The organism is Brenneria roseae subsp. roseae, assembly GCF_003115845.1.
Taxonomy (GTDB): Bacteria; Pseudomonadota; Gammaproteobacteria; order Enterobacterales; family Enterobacteriaceae; genus Brenneria; species Brenneria roseae.
The window spans coordinates 85,953-105,781 of record NZ_KZ819025.1 but is presented as its reverse complement, the minus strand read 5'-3'; the positions used below and the strand labels follow the sequence as shown (position 1 = coordinate 105,781).

Genomic DNA, 19,829 nt, shown 5'->3' with positions numbered 1-19,829 from the left:
CACGCTTAGAGGCGAGAGAAATCATTGAAAAGTGCGAGCCCCATTAACAGCAGCAGCAACACAGTGCCGATGCGGTAACTAAAGTCCTGCACACGCTCAGAAACCGGCCTGCCCTTCAGTTTTTCAACTGCAAGGAAGAGCAGGTGTCCACCATCCAATACCGGCAGAGGGAACAGATTGATGATCCCCAGATTGACGCTGATTAAAGCTAAAAACATCAGATAATAAATCAATCCATAATCTGCTGACATTCCCGCCCCCTGAGCAATCGAAATCGGACCGCTCAGGTTATTCAGCTTAACATCACCCGTTATCAGTTTACCCAACATACTGACGGTCAATTTCATCAGTTGCCAGGTTTTATCCGTCGCCTGATAGATGGCACTAAACGGCCCGTACTGACGTACCGTTTTGTATTCTTCAGGCAGCGGGGCCACTTTGGGTAACACACCCGCAAGCCCTTCAACCTTACCATTGCCAACAGGTTTACTGTCAGGAGTCAGCGTCAGAGGCAGCGTTACGCCTCCCCGTTCGACATCCAACGCAATACTTTGCTCCGGATTGTCACGCACGGCAGTGACAAAATCACGCCAGTGCGTCAACACCTGCCCGCCGACTTTAACTATCCTGTCCCCAACTTGCAAACCCGCTTTTTCTGCTGCCGATCCTGACTGAACCTGAGTCAATACTGCCTCAATCTGCGGTCCGCGGGGAACCATCCCCAGAGACATGACCGGATCCTGCTTGTCAGGCTCAAACTGCCAATCACGCAAATCCAGCGTTTTCCGTACGGTCTGGCTGGAACCTAAAGGCGCAGCGTCAATGACGACTTCGCGGCTACCAATCTTACCGATCAATGCCAGACGAGCCGTATCCCAATCAGGCGTTTCGATACCATCAACCGACTTTAGTTCAATTCCCGCTGACATTTCCGCCTGAGAGGCGATGGAGTTGGGTAATATTTCACCAACCACGGGCCGCACACCGGGTACACCGATAATAAATACCAGCCAATACGCGACGATGGCAAAAAGGAAATTGGCAACAGGGCCCGCGCTGACGATAGCCGCACGCTGCCAGACAGTTTTACTATTAAATGATTGGTGGCGAAGCTCTGGTGCGACGGTATCGACTCGCTCATCGAGCATTTTGACATAGCCGCCGAGCGGGATTAGCGCGATGACATATTCCGTGCCAAGCCGATCCCGGCGGCGCCACAATGCCCGGCCAAAACCGACGGAAAAACGCTCAACTTTAACGCCGCACCGACGAGCTACCCAGAAGTGACCAAATTCATGCACGGTGATCAACACACCCAGTGCGATGATAAAGGCGGCCAGACTCCAAAGGAAATTCATCATACTCTACCGTTTCATCCTAAACAGCTTTAAATATCAACAGCATCAGACAGGAAAACACCGGTACGGCTGCTGTCAGGCTATCAATACGATCCAGCACGCCACCGTGTCCGGGGATCAAATGACTACTGTCTTTAATACCGGCTTCACGCTTGAACATACTTTCGGTCAAATCACCCAGCACCGAAGCCAGGGCCGCCACAATAGAACAAATCAACAACGTTGATGGCGCCACGGTCAAGGGAGCATAGTGGCTAAACAGCAGGGAAATCACGGCTGATGTGACCAACCCGCCGACAAGACCTTCCCAGGTTTTTCCCGGAGAAACCTTTGGCGCCAGCTTGCGTTTGCCAAACAGTTTGCCAAACATGTAGGCGCCGCTGTCTGCCCCCCACACCAGCAACATAACGTACAACAACCACCATGCGCCGGTAAAAGGATTCACATCATAATTATATTGGCGAAGTGCGACCATCCCCCAGAAAAAAGGAACTATCGTCACGATCCCGAACACCAGCCGCAAAACGCGGGAATGTCGCCACAGCGATGCGGAAGCGGGATAAGACAAAACCAGAAACAGCGCAACACCCCACCAGACTAAAGCGCTCCAGAGCGCGGCGCTGATTTGCAGGATATGAACCGAATAATGATATGCCGGAAGGGTCAACAGCATCAGCGCCAGTAAAAAACCACATAAAATGGCCAACCAGAGGCGCTGGCCATAGGTGACAAACCCTGACAGCTGTCCCCATTCCCAGGCCGCCAACATGCAGACAGCCAGCGTAACCAGCGTAAATCCCAGCGGGGGCAACAAAAACAATGCCGCGATAACAATCGGAATCAAGATTAGAGCAGTAATCAGGCGATACTTCAGCAAAAGTTCCCCCTAGGATGCATCAGCATCGATAGGTGTTGTTCCCCCGAAGCGACGCTCGCGTTGTGCAAATGCATTCAGCGCACCTTCAAAGACTTGTTCATCGAAATCAGGCCAAAGGACATCGGTAAAATAAAGCTCGGCGTAAGCAATTTGCCACAGCAAAAAGTTACTTATGCGATGTTCTCCACCGGTTCTGATCACCAAATCAACCGGAGCCAGCTCATTCAGGCAAATATATTGGCATAATGAATCTTCATCAATGCTGTCAGGACGTAATGTTCCTTCCTGTACCTGCTCTGCAAGCCGCCTTACTCCCTGAATGATATCCCAACGACCGCCATAATTCGCAGCAATATTCAGTGTCAGGCCCTGATTATTTTTTGTAAGCGCTTCCGAACGATGAATCCGCTCTTGCAAACGCAGACTAAAACGACTGATATCGCCAATGATCCGCAGGCGAACATTGTGTTTGTGCAGGCTTTTCACTTCGCTATCCAGCGCCCGGACAAAAAGCTCCATCAACGCCGTAACTTCCTGGGCAGGGCGATTCCAGTTTTCACTGCTGAACGCATAAAGTGTTAATGCATCAAGTTCATGACTAACGGCAAAACTCACCGCCCGACGCACAGATTTTACGCCAGCCTGATGACCAAAGATCCGCAGTTTTCCCCGGTTTTTCGCCCAGCGGCCATTCCCATCCATGATAATGGCGACGTGCCGTGGTTTGGCAAACGACAGATTATCAGCATTTTTTTGATTATCGGACGGCATAACGCGTACTTATTTCCTCAAGTAAGAAATACAACAGTCCTTCCGTAACATCAGACCCCGTTAGCGCAAAAAAAGCCGTGAACGATCACAGCTTAACTTTATACTACCGCCGGCGCTAAGCATGTCACATAGCCGACCATTGAGTGGCGCAGACTATACCACCTCAACCGCACATGAACAAATTGTGCCTTCTGAATACGTTATCGAGTCTGCCCGCCATGCATCAGCACTTGCGTCGCGGCTTGCCTTGCCCAGAAATCGATAGCAAGAACCTCATCAACACTCGCCGGCTCGGGCAATGTAAGTTGATCCATCACATGCTGATTAATGGCGGCAATATCCGTAAAGCGAATCTGTGCCTGTAAAAATGCGGCGACAGCAATTTCATTGGCAGCATTCAGCGCGGTGGTCGCCGCCTGACCATGATTGCAGGCATCTATCGCCAGCTGTATACATGGATAGCGCGCATAGTCCGGTGCGGAAAACGTCAGCGCTCCCAACTGGCAGAAATCCAGCGCCTTGGCACCTGACGTGACTCGCTCGGGGTAAGCCATCGCATGCGCGATCGGTGTTCGCATATCTGGCGAACCTAACTGCGCCAGTACGCTGCCATCACGATAACGCACCATTGAATGAATGACAGACTGAGGATGAATGATGACTTCCATTTGTTCCGCGGAGGCATTAAACAGCCAGCGGGCTTCGATATATTCCAGCCCTTTGTTCATCATGGTGGCAGAATCAACCGAAATTTTACGTCCCATTGACCAGTTCGGATGCGCACAAGCCTGATCGGGCGTCACATCCGCCAACGCCGATATCGCCGTTTCGCGAAATGGCCCACCCGATCCCGTCAGGACAATGCGCTCAACACCGTGTTGCGCTAATGAAGAATAGCCTAACTGCCGCTGAATTTGCTCAGGTAAACTCTGAAAAATCGCATTATGTTCGCTGTCTATCGGCAGGATCTTTGCATTGCTCTGCGCCACCGCGTCCATAAACAAGCGTCCACAGGTAACCAGAGACTCTTTATTGGCCAACAGAACCTGTTTGCCCGCCCGAATGGCCGCCAGCGTTGGCAACAACCCCGCCGCGCCGACAATCGCCGCCATGACCTGATCAACATCATCCAGGGCTGCCAGCTCACAGGCCGCCTGCTCTCCGGATAACACTTCAGTCCGGCACCCATATTGCGCCAATTGTTCGCGTAACCTTTTGGCCGCCACTTCATCCGCCATTGAGGCGTAAGCCGGATGAAACGTCAGGCATTGCTCCAGCATAAGCTCGACGTTGCGTCCGGCCGACAGCGCTTTGACTGCAAATTTGTCTGGATTTGCCTGAATAACCGCCAGCGAGCTGACGCCGATAGAACCAGTAGAACCAAGAATTGTCAGTTGCTTCATTAAAATGCTCTGAATAACTGGATTTGATTACAGGAAGGTACACCAGTCTGAGAAGATTGCCATGACGTGCCCATAATATTTATGAGAAAAGATGTCACGGCAAAAAATGATTTACCGCCCAACGGGGCTGGTCTGCACCAACGAATTTGATAAAAATAAAACGCCGCCGGAAAAGACGGAATAATACACTCCCGCCCTTCCTGCGACGCTTATCAGGCTAATGGAATTAAAACTCCATCAGTTCAGCTTCTTTCTCCGCCAGCGCGGTATCCACTTTCTTGATGAAAACATCAGTCAGTTTCTGGATATCATCCTGAGCGCGGCGTTCTTCATCTTCACTGATCGCCTTGTCTTTCAGTTGGGCTTTCAGCTTATCGTTGGCATCACGGCGCACGTTACGCACGGAAACACGCCCTTGTTCAGCTTCACTGCGCACAACCTTGATCAGGTCTTTACGACGCTCTTCCGTCAACGGCGGCAGCGGAACGCGAATGACCGTACCGGCGGAAGACGGGTTCAAGCCCAAATCGGAAGTCATAATCGCTTTCTCAACCGCCGGACCGAGTGAACGATCAAATACGGTAATCGCCAGCGTACGAGAATCTTCCACGACGATGTTAGCCAACTGGCGCAGCGGCGTAGCACTGCCATAGTACTCAACCTGAATACCGTCGAGAATACTGGGTGATGCGCGGCCAGTACGAATTTTGCTGATCTGGTTTTTGAAAACCTCTACGCATTTTTCCATGCGCGTTTCAGCATCTTTTCTAATTTCATTAATCACGTTGTGAACCCTTGAATACTGGTTGCCTGACAGGCCACGCGCCGCATGACCCGGTGAATAATTAATACCAGCGAGAACTGGCGGTCTCCCCTTAAAACTCAAAGCTGATGGTGTACTCAGCGTTTTTCACTTACCCCGGCGATACCGATGAGGAGCGCCCAGGTTCGTTCACTGACTATCTGACGACCGCTTGAGTCGTGTCGGGTAGATACTATCTTCTGTCAACAAAACAGGATATTACCTTATTTTTAAGGTTATCCGTTATTACTGATCAACGTCCCTTCTTTCTCCCCCATGACAACCCGGCGCAACGCGCCTGGTTTGTTCATGTTGAAAACTCGGATAGGCAGATTATGATCGCGAGCCAGTGTGAAAGCGGCCAAGTCCATTACTTTTAACTCACGCTCCAGCACTTCCTGATAGCTCAGCGTTTCATACAGGGTCGCTGAAGGATCTTGTACCGGATCGGCAGAATAGACGCCATCGACTTTTGTCGCTTTCAGCACGACGTCGGCTTCAATCTCAATGCCGCGCAGGCAGGCTGCCGAATCTGTCGTAAAGAAAGGGTTGCCGGTACCGGCAGAGAAGATCACCACGCGGTTATTGCGTAACAAGCTGATAGCCTCTGCCCAACTGTAATTGTCACATACGCCGTTCAGCGGAATAGCCGACATCAGGCGAGCGTTCACATAGGCGCGATGCAACGCATCACGCATCGCCAGACCATTCATCACGGTTGCCAGCATTCCCATGTGATCGCCCACGACACGGTTCATACCCGCCTTCGCCAGACCGGCACCACGAAACAGGTTGCCACCGCCGATAACCACACCGACCTGGATGCTCAACTCAACCAGTTCTTTTACTTCCTGAGCCATGCGATCCAGAATGCTCGCATCGATACCAAAACCTTCTGTTCCCTGTAAAGCTTCGCCACTTAGCTTAAGCAGGATTCGTTGATATACGGGTTTTGCATTGGTTGCCATGGTGTTTGTCCTACAGGCTGTCGTCGTATTGGGAGTTATTACCGTCACACTTCATCCTTCACCAGAGTGTGAACGATCAAATGTACTGAAATTATTTTGGCTGGATAAAAAGGAACCGCCAACTGGCGGCCCCTTTTTTTACTATTAAGACTGCTTACTCATTGCTGCAACTTCAGCAGCAAAATCAACTTCAGCTTTCTCAATACCTTCACCCACTTCAAAACGGATGAAGTTGATTACGTCGGCTTTGTGCTCTTTCAACAGATCGCCGACGGTTTTGCTTGGGTCCATAACGAAATGCTGACCGGTCAGAGAGATCTCACCGGTGAATTTACGCATACGGCCTTCAACCATTTTCTCTGCGATTTCACGCGGCTTGCCGGATTGCACCGCGATATCCAACTGAATCTGGTACTCACGAGCGACCACATCAGCAGGAACATCTTCAGCTTTGACATATTCAGGTTTGCTGGCAGCAATGTGCATAGCAATGTGCTTGATCAGTTCGTCATCAGCACCTTTGGCCGCCACCATAACGCCGATACGCGCGCCGTGCAGATAAGAACCCAGTACGTCGCCTTCCAGGATAGCGATACGGCGGATATTGATGTTTTCACCAATTTTAGCCACCAGCGCAGTACGCTGTTCTTCAAATTTCGCTTTCAGAACGTCAACATCGGAAATGCGATCGTTCAAAGCGGCAGCGGCAACTTCTTCACCGAACGCTTTGAAGCCGGCATCTTTGGCAACGAAGTCGGTTTCGCAGTTCAGCTCAACGATGACGCCATATTTGCCGTCTGCAGAAATCTTAGTCAGGATAACGCCTTCAGCAGCGACGCGGCCTGCTTTCTTGGCAGCTTTCGCCTGGCCAGATTTACGCATGTTGTCGATAGCCAGCTCAATGTCGCCATTCGCTTCAACCAGCGCTTTCTTACATTCCATCATGCCTGCGCCAGTACGCTCACGCAGTTCTTTTACCAGGGCAGCGGTAATTTCAGCCATTATCTTTTCCTCGGTTATCTCGCGGGGAGATAAGTAAAAAAGGGGCCTTGACAGGCCCCTCTAACCAACATATGTCAATACCTGGTTAATAAGGGCTCCAATGAGCCAGCCTTATTATTCAGCTTCTACTAAGCCTTCTTCTGCCTGCTCAGCCAGATCTTGAGAACGGCCTTCGCGGATGGCAGTCGCAACAGCGCTCAGGTACAGGCTAACTGCACGGATTGCGTCATCGTTACCAGGGATAATGAAGTCAACGCCATCTGGATCGGAGTTGGTATCAACGATAGAAAATACCGGAATACCCAGGTTGTTAGCTTCTTTGATTGCAATGTGCTCATGATCGGCATCAACAACGAACAGCGCGTCTGGCAGGCCGCCCATGTCTTTGATACCGCCCAGGCTGTTTTCCAGCTTGTCCAGTTCACGAGTGCGCATCAGCGCTTCTTTCTTGGTCAGCTTGTCGAAAGTACCATCCTGGGACTGAGTCTCCAGATCTTTCAGACGCTTGATTGACTGACGAACCGTTTTCCAGTTAGTCAGCATACCGCCCAACCAACGATGGTTCACGAAGAACTGGTCGCAGCTGTTGGCAGCGTCTTTTACCGCTTCACTTGCTGCGCGTTTAGTACCAACGAACAGAATTTTGCCCTTGCGAGAAGCAATTTTGCTCAGCTCAGCCAGTGCATCGTTGAACATCGGTACAGTTTTCTCAAGGTTGATGATGTGCACTTTGTTACGGGCACCGAAGATGAACGGCTTCATTTTCGGGTTCCAGTAACGGGTCTGGTGACCAAAGTGTGCGCCAGCCTTGAGCATATCGCGCATGGAAACAGTTGCCATGATTACCTCTATAAATTAAGTATGGGGTTAAGCCTCCACGTGTCCCATTGCGCCGACTCCGCAGGTTGAAAACCTTTGGAGCACCCCGGCGAACGTGCCGACACGTGTGTGTTATATACACAAAGTGAGTTTAGTCGATGCGGTCAGATATCATACAAAAATATCCAGCCGGATCATCGGCGCGCTTTATACCATAAATCCCCCCGAGACACCAACTTTTGTTGCGCATCGCGCCGTCGTTCGGAATGATAATTTGGCAAGCTAATAGCCGGGCTGATAACATAAGTTATTACTTTATCACCGACCTTAATTCCTGCGGCTTGCGCAGGACACCTTGCGGACAATATTTAATGGCAATATCAATCAAAACTCCTGAAGACATCGAGAAAATGCGCGTCGCCGGACGTCTGGCAGCCGAAGTACTGGAAATTATCGAACCTCATGTTGTTCCGGGCGTGAGTACGGCAGAGCTGGACCGGATCTGCCACGACCATATCGTTAATAAACAGCATGCGATTTCCGCTAGCCTGGGCTATCACGGCTTCCCGAAATCGGTCTGCATTTCCGTTAATGAAGTGGTCTGCCACGGTATTCCCAGCGAAGAAAAAATCCTGAAAAACGGCGATATCGTCAATATTGACGTGACCGTTATCAAAGAGGGTTTTCATGGCGATACCTCGAAGATGTTCATTGCGGGTAAACCGACGATTCTGGGCGAGCGTCTGTGCCGCATTACCCAGGAGAGCCTGTATCTGGCATTGAAAATGGTGAAACCCGGCATCCGCCTGCGTTCTCTCGGTAAGGAAATCCAGAAGTTTGTCGAAGCAAACAGCTTCTCCGTCGTTCGTGAATATTGTGGTCACGGGATTGGAGCCGGGTTCCACGAAGAGCCCCAGGTATTGCACTACGATGCGGATGACGGCGGCGTCGTTTTGCAGCCCGGCATGGCGTTTACCATTGAACCCATGGTCAACGCCGGCGATTACCGTATTCGGACCATGAAAGACGGTTGGACGGTTAAAACCAAAGATCGCAGCTTGTCGGCACAATACGAACATACGATTGTGGTAACCGAAAACGGCTGCGAAATCATGACGCTGCGCAAAGATGACACCATCCCCAATATCATCGCCCATCAGGCATAATACCGAGCCGGCAATTGCCGGCTTTTTACGGCGATTTTTTATGGTGGGCTATCCCTGCCCACCACCCTTCGGGCCGTCGCAAGCGACGTTTAAAATCGCTCCCGGCGATTTTTTATGGCAGTCTGTCTTGACCATGTCGCTTCATTGCATTGAAAGCGGCATTTAACATCACTCACAGCGATTTGTTATGGGCTGCGCATTATGATCCAAAAAAACCTTTCGCCAGATAGTCCTGCGCAATCCACCGTGGTTGCTCAACCTCCAGCCTCGCCGCTGACATACAGCGACGATATGCTGAACTGCCAGACGCTGAAGCGGCAACTGGAACAATTTCAAAGCTGGTTAGGCTGCGAATTCAAATCCGGTGTCAGTGCGGAAACGCTGATTGATGCCAGGACGCTTTTCATCGATCGCCTGTTGCAACGGCTATGGTTCTTTTATGGCTTTGAAAAAATTTCGCAGACCGCACTGGTCGCGGTTGGCGGCTATGGCCGCGGCGAGCTGCATCCGCTCTCCGATATTGACGTGCTGTTTCTGAGTCAGAATAAACTTAGCGAACAAGATTCACAGCTCGTCGGCAAATTCATTACCTTACTGTGGGATATTAAACTCGAAGTCGGTCACAGCGTCAGAACGCTGGAACAGTGTCTGCAAGAGGGCCGAGCCGACATTTCCGTTGCGACCAACCTGATCGAATCGCGCATGATATGCGGTGATGTGGCGTTGTTCCTCAATTTGCAGAAACAGGTATTCAGCGAAGAATTCTGGCCGTCGTCAACCTTCTTTCCGGCTAAAATCGCCGAACAGCAGGAACGTCATCAGCGCTATCACAGCACCAGTTACAATCTCGAACCCGATATCAAAAGCAGCCCGGGTGGGTTGCGCGATATTCATACCCTATTGTGGGTGGCACGCCGTCATTTTGGCGCGACCTCGCTTGATGAAATGGTGGGCTTTGGCTTTTTGACCGAAGCGGAACGCAAAGAGCTGAATGAATGCCAGAGCTTCCTATGGCGTATTCGGTTTGCCTTACACCTGATGCTGCCACGCTATGATAACCGGCTGCTGTTCGACCGACAGCTCAACGTCGCGCAGTTGTTGCAATATCAGGGAGAAGGAAACGCGCCGGTAGAGCGCATGATGAAGGACTTCTTCCGTATGACTCGCCGCGTTAGCGAGTTGAATCAGATGCTGCTGCAATTGTTTGATGAAGCCATTCTCGCGCTGGAAGCCAATGAAAAACCGCGTGCGATCGATGAAGAATTTCAACTGCGCGGCAGTCTGATTGATCTGCGTGACGAGACGCTGTTTATCCGGAAGCCGGAAGCCATCATGCGCATGTTTTACCTGATGGTGCGTAACCGCGATATCACGGGAATTTATTCGACAACGCTACGTCAGCTTCGTCACGCCCGACGCCACCTTGCCAGTCCGCTGTGCACCATTCCCGAAGCCCGGCATCTGTTTATGAACATGCTGCGCCATCCGCATGCCGTAAGCCGTGCGCTGCTGCCCATGCACCGTCACAGCGTACTGTGGGCCTACATGCCGCAGTGGGGAAATATCGTCGGCCAGATGCAGTTTGATTTGTTCCATGCCTACACGGTTGATGAACATACCATCCGGGTACTGATGAAGCTGGAAAGTTTCTCCGATGAGGAAACCCGTGCGCTCCATCCGCTGTGCGTAGAACTCTATCCTCGTTTGCCGCAGCCAGAATTACTGCTGCTCGCCGCGCTGTTTCACGACATCGCCAAAGGCCGCGGCGGCGATCACTCCGAACTGGGCGCGCAAGATGCGCTCGAATTTGCCGCGCTGCACGGATTGAACTCACGGGAAGCGCAGCTGGTTTCCTGGCTGGTGCGCCGTCATTTACTTATGTCGGTTACCGCACAGCGTCGGGATATTCAGGATCCGACGGTTATTCAGCAATTCGCCACCGAAGTACAGAGTGAAACGCGTCTGCGTTATCTGGTCAGTCTGACCGTTGCGGATATCTGTGCGACCAATGAAACGCTGTGGAACAGCTGGAAACAGAGCCTGTTGCGCGAGCTCTATTTCGCGACGGAAAAACAGCTGCGCCGGGGAATGCAAAATACCCCGGATCTGCGCGAACGCGTACGCCACCATCGTCTGCAAGCGCTGGCCCTGTTACGGATGGATAACATTGATGAAGAAGCGCTGCATCATATCTGGAGCCGGTGCCGGGCCGATTATTTCCTTCGTCACTCGCCAAACCAGCTGGCGTGGCATGCCCGTCACCTGCTGGAACACGATACCAATAAACCGCTGGTGCTTATCAGTCATCAGGCGAGCCGGGGCGGTACGGAGCTCTTCATCCGGAGTCCGGATCGACCTTATCTGTTCGCAGCGGTTGCGGGTGAGCTGGATCGGCGCAATTTAAGCGTTCACGATGCCCAGATTTTCACCAGCCGGGACGGCATGGCGATGGATACCTTTATTGTGCTGGAGCCGGATGGCAGCCCGCTGGCGCAGGATCGCCACGAAATGATTCGTCATGCGTTGGAACAGGCGCTGACGCAGCGTGATTATCAGCATCCGCGCATGCGTCGCCCGTCGCCGAAGCTGCGTCACTTCAGCGTCCCCACCGAGGTCAATTTTTTGCCTACGCATACAGACCGGCGCAGCTATATGGAACTCAGCGCACTCGACCAGCCAGGTCTGTTGGCCCGTATCGGCGAAATATTTTCCGACCTGAATCTTTCATTGCACGGCGCCCGAATCTCCACCATTGGTGAGCGGGTAGAAGATTTGTTTATCCTCGCCGACAGCGACAGGCGGGCCCTCAAACCGGAATTGCGCCTTAAATTGCAAGAACGGTTGACAGAGGCCCTAAACCCAAACGATAAAGTACCATTGAGTTAATTTTCACAATCAGGAAAGAGAAAACAGGATGCACCAACAACTACAGAACGTTATCGAAACTGCTTTCGAGCGCCGCGCCGAGATCACACCGGCAAGCGCAGACACCGTGACGCGTGAAGCGGTCAATCAGGCCATCAGCCTGCTGGACAGCGGTGCGCTGCGTGTCGCGGAAAAAATTGACGGCCAGTGGGTCACACATCAATGGCTTAAAAAGGCCGTGCTGCTCTCTTTTCGTATTAACGATAACCAAATCATTGAAGGCGCGGAAACCCGCTATTACGACAAGGTTCCGATGAAGTTCGCGGATTATGATGAGGAACGTTTTCAGCGCGAAGGCGTGCGCGTTGCTCCTCCCGCCAGCGTACGCCGCGGGGCCTTCATCGCCCGCAATACCGTTCTTATGCCTTCTTATGTCAATATTGGCGCCTATGTCGATGAAGGTACGATGGTGGATACCTGGGTAACCGTCGGCTCCTGCGCCCAAATCGGTAAAAATGTCCACCTGTCGGGCGGCGTCGGCATTGGCGGCGTGCTGGAACCGTTACAGGCCAACCCGACCATCATCGAAGACAACTGTTTTATCGGCGCCCGTTCCGAAGTGGTTGAAGGCGTTATCATTGAAGAAGGTTCCGTCATTTCGATGGGTGTTTTCATCAGCCAGAGCACCCGAATTTACGATCGCGAAACAGGCGAAATTCACTACGGCCGCGTACCTGCCGGGTCCGTGGTGGTATCCGGAAACCTGCCGTCCAAAGATGGCAGCCATAGCCTGTACTGTGCGGTGATTGTGAAAAAAGTGGATGCGAAAACCCGCGGTAAAGTGGGCATTAATGAGTTATTACGCTCCATCGACTAAACTGAATCTGGCGGGTTATTTAACCCGCCATTTTTTATGACGGGCAGCTTGTCCGTCACCCTGCGGGCCGTCGCCGGCGACGTTTAACATCGTTCCCGGCGATTTTTATGGCGGGCCGTCACAGATGGAACGAACCGTTTATCAGTATGATAAACGCGTTATTTTAAAATCAAAAAGGTGGCGCTATGTATGACAATCTGAAAAGCCTGGGGATAACCAATCCCGACGATATTGATCGCTATAGCCTGCGCCAGGAGGCCAGCAACGACATTCTGAAAATATACTTCCGCAAGGACAAAGGCGAGTTTTTCGCCAAAAGCGTGAAGTTCAAATATCCGCGCCAGCGCAAAACCATCATGGCCGACAACGCGGGGCAGGGTTATAAAGAGATCAACGAAATCAGTCCAAACTTACGTTATGTCATTGATGAACTTGATCAAATCTGTCAGCACGAACAGGTGGAAGTGGATCTGAAACGCAAAATCCTTGACGATCTGCGTCATCTGGAAAGCGTTGTTTCAAACAAAATCGCCGAGATCGAAACCGATTTGGAAAAGCTGACTAAAAATCGCTGATTCCCCCCACGATCTCGTCAACGAAAACGGGAGCTTAATCTCCCGTTTCTCATCTTACTGCGCCTCTACCAACTCAGCCCACTGCTCAACCCACGGGCAGGAGAGCACTTCCGGTTCCGGGTGTTCGATAGCATCAATGTCCAAAACATCACCAAGGCGTTTAGCGCCGATCTCCCGCAGTAACTCATCAAACTGATGACCGCCGCCGCAAAAGTTCTCGTAGCTACTGTCACCCAGCGCAATCAATCCATAGCGCAAATCCGGCTGATAACCCCCCTTCTCGCGCAGCGCCACGTACAAAGGAGCAATCGAGTCAGGCAGTTGCCCCTGCCCCGTCGTCGACGTCACCACCAGCACGTAACGATCGCGATACTCGAGCCATTCCTCCAGCGAGGCATCCTCAAAAACCTTGACCTCATGCCCGCGTTCTCTGAGGATATTCTCCGCTTCTTCAGCTACCAGAAGTGCATTCCCGTAGACCGTACCAACAAAAATACCAATCTGCGCCATGCTTCCGACTCCCTTTTTATTTAATGCCTGATGAGATGAAATGCCCGCTATCCTGACCCGATGCGTCAGGAAACTCAACCCTTTCAAAGTCAGGGAGAATGCCTTGCCAACCGAATTGTGACATTACACCCTGCCATGGCGAATCCCAACGGGCCCGCAAAGTAAGCCACGCCCCGCTCACCGGGTGGGACAAATTCAACTGGCTGGCATGCAACATCAATCTGCCGCAGGCAAAATTCGCTTCCATCCCACGGTTCTGTCGCAAATCGCCATGTGTGCTGTCACCGATAATGGGATGGCGAATATGTGACATATGACGACGCAACTGATGCTTGCGTCCGGTTTGCGGCGTCAACTCCAGCAGGCTATAACGTGATGTCGGATAGCGGCCTATTGCCACGGACATCTCAGCCTGAGCCAGAGAACGATAATGACTGACGGCAGGCTGCGGCGCTTTATCGGGGCTGGAAAATTTATCCGCGATTTTATCCAGTTCTTCCGTCAGCGCGTAATCAATCACCCCGTCATCTGATACATAACCCCGCACCACCGCGTGATAGATTTTCTGCATCTGATGCTGTTCAAACCGTTGAGACAATGAACGCGCCACGTCACGGGATAACGCCAGTAGCAGTACGCCTGATGTCGGCCTGTCCAGGCGATGAACCGTATAGACATGCTGACCAATCTGATCGCGCAGAGTCTGCATCACCACGACTTTTTCTTTACGATCCAACCAACTGCGGTGCACCAGCCAACCAGCAGGCTTGTTGACTGCAACCAGATGATCATCCTGATAAATGATCTCAAGCATCGCTGTTTTCATCAGAAGCGCCGTCTTCATCAAGATCAAAACGCCCTTGCTCATTCTTGATGAACAGCGCATCGAGTTGACCGACACACAGCAAAACAGGCTCGATATCTTCCGACACGCCATCCAGCGCTTCTTCGAAATAAGGCAACAGTAAGAATTTTTCAGGTAGCGGCGCGCCGTTGTCCAGTAATGCATGCATACGCGGCAACAGCACCCACTGGAGCCACTGAACAGCAGACATCGTATCGATGCAGAAGGGTTCAACACTGTTAAAAGCCGCTGCGTCCGGTGGCGACACTTCCCAGAAAGGGCTATCTCTTAAAACGCGTTCAAGATCGAATAAAGACTGACGAACCTGATTCTCTATACTCATGCGGTTTCTCACAACTGAAGCCTGTTCAATAGGCGGCAAAGCATAGCATTGATATCAGTCTCGCCCAATATTCACACTTTGGTGAACCCTACGCTAAAAATAAGCAAAAAAATGGGGGTACTGATTACCAGTACCCCCGATTCGTTTTATAGCTATCCCGCTACACTTTTGCATCCCTGCTCATCCGTGAAAACTTTTCCGTGACGGTCTTCCTAACCCACTGTCCGTGTAGTCGTCCGACTTTCTTCCTGACTTGGCCATCCTGTATCATCCATGATTCAATCCCTTTAGGCTCCAGCCCCACCGACACTCCTCGTCGGCTCTCAGTCTCCGTCCTGGAGGTGTCCCTGATTTCATCCTGAAAACGCGTTTCATCCTGAAAAGTACAGGTGTACCAAGCGCGTCATAACTGGTCCACCGATTACTGATAATAACCGTCAAATCCACTGTAACCGGTTACTAACTTAAGTAATAAGATGTATTAATTGTTAGGGTTCGGCAAGAGGTAAATGACAATGTTTATCAAAAAGCTTTCTGCAAAAAGAAAAAGTTTAAACATAACAGACTAATTAATAATGGAAAAATAAAAATGACACTCAACCTTCACATGAAAGATAAGATATCTCGCACAGCAAATGTAAGAGATCTCTCACATGACCAAAAGTGAAACATGATTAATCATTAGCTTATCTGCGGACAAAGTCCAGAGAGAAACCCGGCCAACGTGGGAGCCAGAATCTGATGCCGCTTTGTACCAAACTCTTCCAGAAGAACCTGCCCGGAAACATTGCACAGCGACACCATCGTCATTTCGGAATCCGTGGTCGCCAAAAATAGTGTCGGCGATAACTTCAGGCGCTTCTGGGTCAGCAGATGCCCAATCAGATTTTCCTGCATACGGATGAAATCGCCTTCACTCCAGACCTGTAGCAGGGTACATGAACGCGAATCGAATTGTGCCGTCATATCACCCGCATATTGGGTGGTGTAAAAAGCATGAATATCCGGATGCAGGCTGATATCCAATGCTCTCTCGACGCCATCCAGCGCCGAGGCAGGCGAAAACGGCTGCGGCAACCAGTAAACCGTCTCTTCCCGGGTTTCGATAATGCAGGGGGAAGGCACGCCATATAAAGCGTCGCTGGCGGGAGAATGGCCGGTTTCCCGCTGCCAGAGTTCAATATAACGCTGGGTAAATGCTGACAATGCCTGGGAGACGTCACAATCCATAATTTTTCTCATCGTTCTGTTAGTCGGGTTACACTACTCGCCATGATATCTTTTTAATCAGGTAACAGCATGTCCGTCTATGACAAGCATCAGGCCCTGAGCGGACTGACGCTGGGGAAACCCACACCTTATCACGATCGTTACGATGCCGGACTATTACAGCCGGTGCCACGCAGTCTTAATCGCGAGCCGCTCGGCATTTTCCCGGATAGCCTGCCGTTCCATGGCGCCGATATCTGGACACTCTACGAACTTTCCTGGCTCAACCCAAACGGCGTACCCCAGGTGGCCGTCGGTGAAATGCATCTGGAGGCGAATAGCCTGAATCTGATTGAGTCTAAAAGCTTCAAACTTTATCTCAACAGTTTTAATCAGACCCAATTTGATAGTTGGGAGGCGGTTCGCACGACCTTGATAAAGGATCTTGGCCGCTGCGCGCAAGGTCAGGTCAGCGTCACACTGTTCAAGCTCAGCGAACTGGAAGGTCTGCCGGTTGCCCGGTTTGCAGGGGAATGTATCGACGATCAGGATATCCGTATCGACGGCTACGAATTCAACGCGGACTATCTGATTCCCGGCGCATCGGATGGGGCCTCGTCGATGGAAGACGATCGGGTAGTCGAAGAAACGCTGGTCAGCCATCTGTTGAAATCAAACTGCCTTATTACCCACCAACCCGACTGGGGCTCAGTGCAAATCCACTATCGTGGCAGACGAATCAACCGGGAAGCCCTGCTGCGTTACATCGTGTCGTTCCGTCATCATAATGAATTTCACGAGCAATGCGTGGAGCGCATTTTTAACGACCTGATGCGTTATTACCAGCCGGAGACCCTCAGCGTCTATGCCCGTTATACTCGCCGGGGCGGGCTGGATATCAATCCGTGGCGCAGTAATACTGCGTTTATCGCACCGAATGGGCGGCTACCACGTCAATAAATGCGAAACATTACGCAACATTATGTTTTGGCACACAGCCATGATTGGAAAAAATGATGGCGCCACGTTAAGGTGAAGCAATGGAAAAGTCTGAAGGCCAGAGATCATACTTTCCCAAAGCCTCTGTACCGGCATGAGTCTTTTCCGCCATCAGCGGAATGGCGGATTATATTTCGTATCAAGGAGTAAAATTGATTACACATATCAGCCCATTAGGGTCTATGGACTTGTTATCGCAGTTGGAAGTGGACATGCTGAAAAGCACTGCCAGCAGCGATCTCTATCGTTTGTTTCGTAACTGTTCTCTTGCCGTCTTAAACTCAGGTAGCCAGACGGACAGCAGTAAGGAACTGCTTTCACGTTATGAAAGCTTCGACATTAACGTGCTGCGTCGTGAACGTGGCGTGAAACTGGAATTGATCAATCCACCTGAAGAGGCCTTTGTTGACGGGTACATCATTCGTTCATTGCAGGCCAACCTGTTTGCCGTTCTGCGCGACATTTTGTTTGTTAACGGACAGATTGCCAGCGCGGGCCGCTATCAGAATCTGAATCTGGAAAATTCTACGCACATTACCAATCTGGTTTTTTCCATTTTGCGTAATGCCAGAGCCCTGCATGTAGGCGAAGAGCCGAATATGGTGGTGTGTTGGGGGGGGCATTCAATCAACGAAACCGAGTACCTGTATGCCCGTAAAGTCGGCAGCCAGCTTGGTCTGCGTGAACTGAACATCTGTACCGGCTGTGGCCCCGGCGCGATGGAGGCGCCGATGAAAGGCGCTGCGGTCGGGCATGCGCAGCAGCGCTATAAAGACGGCCGTTTTATCGGGATGACGGAACCTTCCATCATTGCGGCTGAACCACCGAATCCGCTGGTGAACGAACTGCTTATCATGCCGGATATCGAAAAACGGCTGGAAGCGTTTGTACGCATCGGGCACGGCATTGTCATTTTCCCCGGAGGGGTCGGAACCGCAGAAGAGTTCCTTTACCTGCTGGGCATTATGATGAATCCGGAAAACAGCGAGCAAGTGCTGCCGATTGTTCTGACCGGCCCAGAAGAGAGCGCCGATTATTTCCGCGTACTGGACGAGTTTATTGTCGGCACGTTAGGACGTCAGGCGCGCCGCTACTACTCTATCGTCATCAATGACGCCGCAGAAGTGGCTCGTCAAATGAAAAAATCAATGCCGTTGGTCAAGGAAAGCCGCAGACACACGGGAGATGCTTACAGCTTTAACTGGTCACTGCGGATTGCGCCGGGTTTGCAGATGCCATTCGAGCCAACGCACGAAAACATGGCTAACCTGAATCTGCATGGCAATCAGCCGCCGGAAGAGCTGGCGGCGGCGCTGCGGCGGGCGTTTTCAGGCATCGTTGCCGGGAACGTCAAGGAAGTGGGGATCCGGGCAATTGAGGAGCAAGGGCCGTATAAGATCCATGGCGATACGCAGCTCATGAAGAGCATGGATAGACTGCTACAGGGTTTTGTCGCGCAGCAGCGCATGAAGCTCCCCGGCAGTACGTATATTCCCTGCTACGAGATTTGCGCATAGCGCACTTACGTCTTAATACGACAGCGCGGCCAAGCGGTGAAAACGAATCGGGTTGGTTTTATCGGTCCGATTCATCAGCCCTGTACGGGGAAGCCGGGCTTCCCCGTACGACCACACCATCAGGAAGCTATTTATGCCGGTTCATCTGCTGATTGTCGATGCACTTAATTTGATACGCCGAATTCATGCGGTACAGGGTTCCCCCTGCGTACCCGCCTGTCTACATGCGCTGAATCAGTTATTGCAGCACAGTCAGCCGACCCACGCCGTTGCCGTGTTTGATGATGAAGATCGCAACACCAGCTGGCGACACCAGATTTTACCTGACTACAAAGCCGGGCGAGCGCCAATGCCGGAGAACCTCAGACAGGAGCTACCGCAGATCAAAGCAGCCTTTGCCGGGATGAGCGTTTGCTGTTGGCATTCACCGGGCAATGAAGCGGACGACCTGGCCGCTACGCTGGCGACCAAAGTAGCAAATTCCGGACATCAGGCGACGATCGTTTCAACGGATAAAGGCTACTGCCAGCTACTGGCGCCGATGATCCAGATTCGTGATTATTTTCAGAAGCGCTGGCTGGATCTACCTTTCGTCCAGCAGGAGTTCGGCGTGTCGCCGCAACAGCTTACTGATTATTGGGGATTGGCAGGCATCAGCAGCAGCAAGATCCCGGGCGTCAGCGGTATCGGCCCCAAAAGTGCCGTGCAATTACTGCAACAGGCGGGCAGTCTGGATGCGCTTTATCAGGATCTGGCGAACGTACCGGAGAAATGGCGAAACAAGCTTGAACAACAAAAGGAAATGGCGTTTGTCAGCCGCCGTGTATCGACGCTCATCACCGATCTGGCGCTGAATGGCAATTTGCAACAGTTACGGTTACCGCAGAACAACCACTGATAGTCAATTTCCCTGCCATTGTGAAG

19 protein-coding genes are annotated in these 19,829 nt (G+C 51.6%); 7 read left to right on the top strand and 12 right to left on the bottom strand.

From position 1 onward, the window contains the following. Positions 1-5: 5 nt before the first annotated feature. The 8 genes from rseP to rpsB all read right to left on the bottom strand — a co-directional run bounded on the left by rseP (position 6) and on the right by rpsB (position 8,021). A complete protein-coding gene (rseP, locus tag DDT52_RS06585; RefSeq protein ID WP_136155651.1) occupies positions 6-1,361 on the bottom strand; it encodes a sigma E protease regulator RseP in 1,356 nt (451 codons plus the stop codon). 16 nt (positions 1,362-1,377) lie between these two features. Further along, complete coding sequence (gene cdsA / locus DDT52_RS06580) at positions 1,378-2,235, bottom strand: phosphatidate cytidylyltransferase (protein ID WP_109052804.1); 858 nt, start codon at positions 2,233-2,235, stop codon at positions 1,378-1,380. 9 nt (positions 2,236-2,244) lie between these two features. Continuing rightward, the gene (gene ispU, locus DDT52_RS06575; protein WP_136155650.1) at positions 2,245-3,006 is read right to left on the bottom strand and encodes a (2E,6E)-farnesyl-diphosphate-specific ditrans,polycis-undecaprenyl-diphosphate synthase; all 762 of its coding nucleotides are present in this window, start codon (positions 3,004-3,006) and stop codon (positions 2,245-2,247) included. Positions 3,007-3,206: 200 nt separating this feature from the next. Continuing rightward, positions 3,207-4,409, bottom strand: coding sequence for a 1-deoxy-D-xylulose-5-phosphate reductoisomerase (ispC, locus tag DDT52_RS06570; RefSeq protein ID WP_136155649.1), 1,203 nt, complete (start codon positions 4,407-4,409; stop codon positions 3,207-3,209). Between the two features lie 226 nt (positions 4,410-4,635). Next, complete coding sequence (gene frr / locus DDT52_RS06565; protein WP_109052801.1) at positions 4,636-5,193, bottom strand: ribosome recycling factor; 558 nt, start codon at positions 5,191-5,193, stop codon at positions 4,636-4,638. Positions 5,194-5,447: 254 nt separating this feature from the next. Then, a complete protein-coding gene (gene pyrH / locus DDT52_RS06560; protein ID WP_109052800.1) occupies positions 5,448-6,179 on the bottom strand; it encodes a UMP kinase in 732 nt (243 codons plus the stop codon). A 144-nt stretch (positions 6,180-6,323) separates the two neighbouring features. Continuing rightward, complete coding sequence (gene tsf / locus DDT52_RS06555; RefSeq protein ID WP_136155648.1) at positions 6,324-7,181, bottom strand: translation elongation factor Ts; 858 nt, start codon at positions 7,179-7,181, stop codon at positions 6,324-6,326. A 114-nt stretch (positions 7,182-7,295) separates the two neighbouring features. Next, entirely contained in the window at positions 7,296-8,021 is a 726-nt protein-coding gene (gene rpsB, locus DDT52_RS06550; RefSeq protein ID WP_109052798.1) for a 30S ribosomal protein S2, read from the bottom strand. Between the two features lie 350 nt (positions 8,022-8,371). Between rpsB and map the strand changes: the two genes are divergently transcribed. The 4 genes from map to DDT52_RS06530 all read left to right on the top strand — a co-directional run bounded on the left by map (position 8,372) and on the right by DDT52_RS06530 (position 13,483). After that, a complete protein-coding gene (gene map / locus DDT52_RS06545) occupies positions 8,372-9,166 on the top strand; it encodes a type I methionyl aminopeptidase (RefSeq protein ID WP_136155647.1) in 795 nt (264 codons plus the stop codon). A gap of 201 nt (positions 9,167-9,367) precedes the next feature. Further along, positions 9,368-12,052: a bifunctional uridylyltransferase/uridylyl-removing protein GlnD gene (gene glnD, locus DDT52_RS06540; RefSeq protein ID WP_136155646.1), complete on the top strand. Its 2,685-nt coding sequence runs from the start codon at positions 9,368-9,370 to the stop codon at positions 12,050-12,052. A gap of 28 nt (positions 12,053-12,080) precedes the next feature. After that, a complete protein-coding gene (gene dapD / locus DDT52_RS06535; protein ID WP_109052795.1) occupies positions 12,081-12,908 on the top strand; it encodes a 2,3,4,5-tetrahydropyridine-2,6-dicarboxylate N-succinyltransferase in 828 nt (275 codons plus the stop codon). A gap of 185 nt (positions 12,909-13,093) precedes the next feature. Further along, the gene (locus DDT52_RS06530; RefSeq protein ID WP_136155645.1) at positions 13,094-13,483 is read left to right on the top strand and encodes a DUF3461 family protein; all 390 of its coding nucleotides are present in this window, start codon (positions 13,094-13,096) and stop codon (positions 13,481-13,483) included. A 54-nt stretch (positions 13,484-13,537) separates the two neighbouring features. Here the strand turns inward: DDT52_RS06530 and DDT52_RS06525 are convergent, their stop codons facing one another. The 4 genes from DDT52_RS06525 to syd all read right to left on the bottom strand — a co-directional run bounded on the left by DDT52_RS06525 (position 13,538) and on the right by syd (position 16,410). Next, positions 13,538-13,993 carry a flavodoxin gene (locus DDT52_RS06525; protein WP_136155644.1) on the bottom strand — a complete coding sequence of 152 codons (456 nt, stop codon included), beginning with the start codon at positions 13,991-13,993 and terminating at the stop codon, positions 13,538-13,540. A 16-nt stretch (positions 13,994-14,009) separates the two neighbouring features. Beyond that, positions 14,010-14,807: a tRNA pseudouridine(65) synthase TruC gene (gene truC, locus DDT52_RS06520; protein ID WP_136155832.1), complete on the bottom strand. Its 798-nt coding sequence runs from the start codon at positions 14,805-14,807 to the stop codon at positions 14,010-14,012. After that, positions 14,800-15,180: a YqcC family protein gene (locus DDT52_RS06515; RefSeq protein WP_136155643.1), complete on the bottom strand. Its 381-nt coding sequence runs from the start codon at positions 15,178-15,180 to the stop codon at positions 14,800-14,802. The genes truC and DDT52_RS06515 overlap by 8 nt, the downstream gene beginning before the upstream one ends. 681 nt (positions 15,181-15,861) lie before the next feature. After that, complete coding sequence (syd, locus tag DDT52_RS06510; RefSeq protein ID WP_136155642.1) at positions 15,862-16,410, bottom strand: SecY-interacting protein; 549 nt, start codon at positions 16,408-16,410, stop codon at positions 15,862-15,864. 69 nt (positions 16,411-16,479) lie between these two features. Here syd and queF point away from each other — a divergent pair, with 69 nt between their 5' ends. The 3 genes from queF to xni all read left to right on the top strand — a co-directional run bounded on the left by queF (position 16,480) and on the right by xni (position 19,803). Next, on the top strand, positions 16,480-17,349 hold the full coding sequence (gene queF, locus DDT52_RS06505; protein WP_136155641.1) for an NADPH-dependent 7-cyano-7-deazaguanine reductase QueF: 870 nt from the start codon (positions 16,480-16,482) through the stop codon (positions 17,347-17,349). A 191-nt stretch (positions 17,350-17,540) separates the two neighbouring features. Beyond that, on the top strand, positions 17,541-18,905 hold the full coding sequence (gene ppnN / locus DDT52_RS06500) for a nucleotide 5'-monophosphate nucleosidase PpnN (RefSeq protein WP_136155640.1): 1,365 nt from the start codon (positions 17,541-17,543) through the stop codon (positions 18,903-18,905). 133 nt (positions 18,906-19,038) lie between these two features. Further along, the gene (xni, locus tag DDT52_RS06495; protein ID WP_136155639.1) at positions 19,039-19,803 is read left to right on the top strand and encodes a flap endonuclease Xni; all 765 of its coding nucleotides are present in this window, start codon (positions 19,039-19,041) and stop codon (positions 19,801-19,803) included. Positions 19,804-19,829: the final 26 nt, after the last annotated feature.

Bases quoted from the DNA above. Each gene is read 5' to 3' on its own strand.
- rseP (WP_136155651.1), bottom strand. From the start codon at position 1,361: ATGATGAATTTCCTTTGGAGTCTGGCCGCCTTTATCATCGCACTGGGT.
- glnD (WP_136155646.1), top strand. From the start codon at position 9,368: ATGATCCAAAAAAACCTTTCGCCAGATAGTCCTGCGCAATCCACCGTG.
- rpsB (WP_109052798.1), bottom strand. From the start codon at position 8,021: ATGGCAACTGTTTCCATGCGCGATATGCTCAAGGCTGGCGCACACTTT.
- dapD (WP_109052795.1), top strand. From the start codon at position 12,081: ATGCACCAACAACTACAGAACGTTATCGAAACTGCTTTCGAGCGCCGC.
- queF (WP_136155641.1), top strand. From the start codon at position 16,480: ATGTCCGTCTATGACAAGCATCAGGCCCTGAGCGGACTGACGCTGGGG.
- truC (WP_136155832.1), bottom strand. From the start codon at position 14,807: ATGCTTGAGATCATTTATCAGGATGATCATCTGGTTGCAGTCAACAAG.
- ispU (WP_136155650.1), bottom strand. From the start codon at position 3,006: ATGCCGTCCGATAATCAAAAAAATGCTGATAATCTGTCGTTTGCCAAA.
- ispC (WP_136155649.1), bottom strand. From the start codon at position 4,409: ATGAAGCAACTGACAATTCTTGGTTCTACTGGTTCTATCGGCGTCAGC.
- DDT52_RS06515 (WP_136155643.1), bottom strand. From the start codon at position 15,180: ATGAGTATAGAGAATCAGGTTCGTCAGTCTTTATTCGATCTTGAACGC.
- syd (WP_136155642.1), bottom strand. From the start codon at position 16,410: ATGGATTGTGACGTCTCCCAGGCATTGTCAGCATTTACCCAGCGTTAT.
- DDT52_RS06530 (WP_136155645.1), top strand. From the start codon at position 13,094: ATGTATGACAATCTGAAAAGCCTGGGGATAACCAATCCCGACGATATT.
- xni (WP_136155639.1), top strand. From the start codon at position 19,039: ATGCCGGTTCATCTGCTGATTGTCGATGCACTTAATTTGATACGCCGA.
- tsf (WP_136155648.1), bottom strand. From the start codon at position 7,181: ATGGCTGAAATTACCGCTGCCCTGGTAAAAGAACTGCGTGAGCGTACT.
- map (WP_136155647.1), top strand. From the start codon at position 8,372: ATGGCAATATCAATCAAAACTCCTGAAGACATCGAGAAAATGCGCGTC.
- pyrH (WP_109052800.1), bottom strand. From the start codon at position 6,179: ATGGCAACCAATGCAAAACCCGTATATCAACGAATCCTGCTTAAGCTA.
- DDT52_RS06525 (WP_136155644.1), bottom strand. From the start codon at position 13,993: ATGGCGCAGATTGGTATTTTTGTTGGTACGGTCTACGGGAATGCACTT.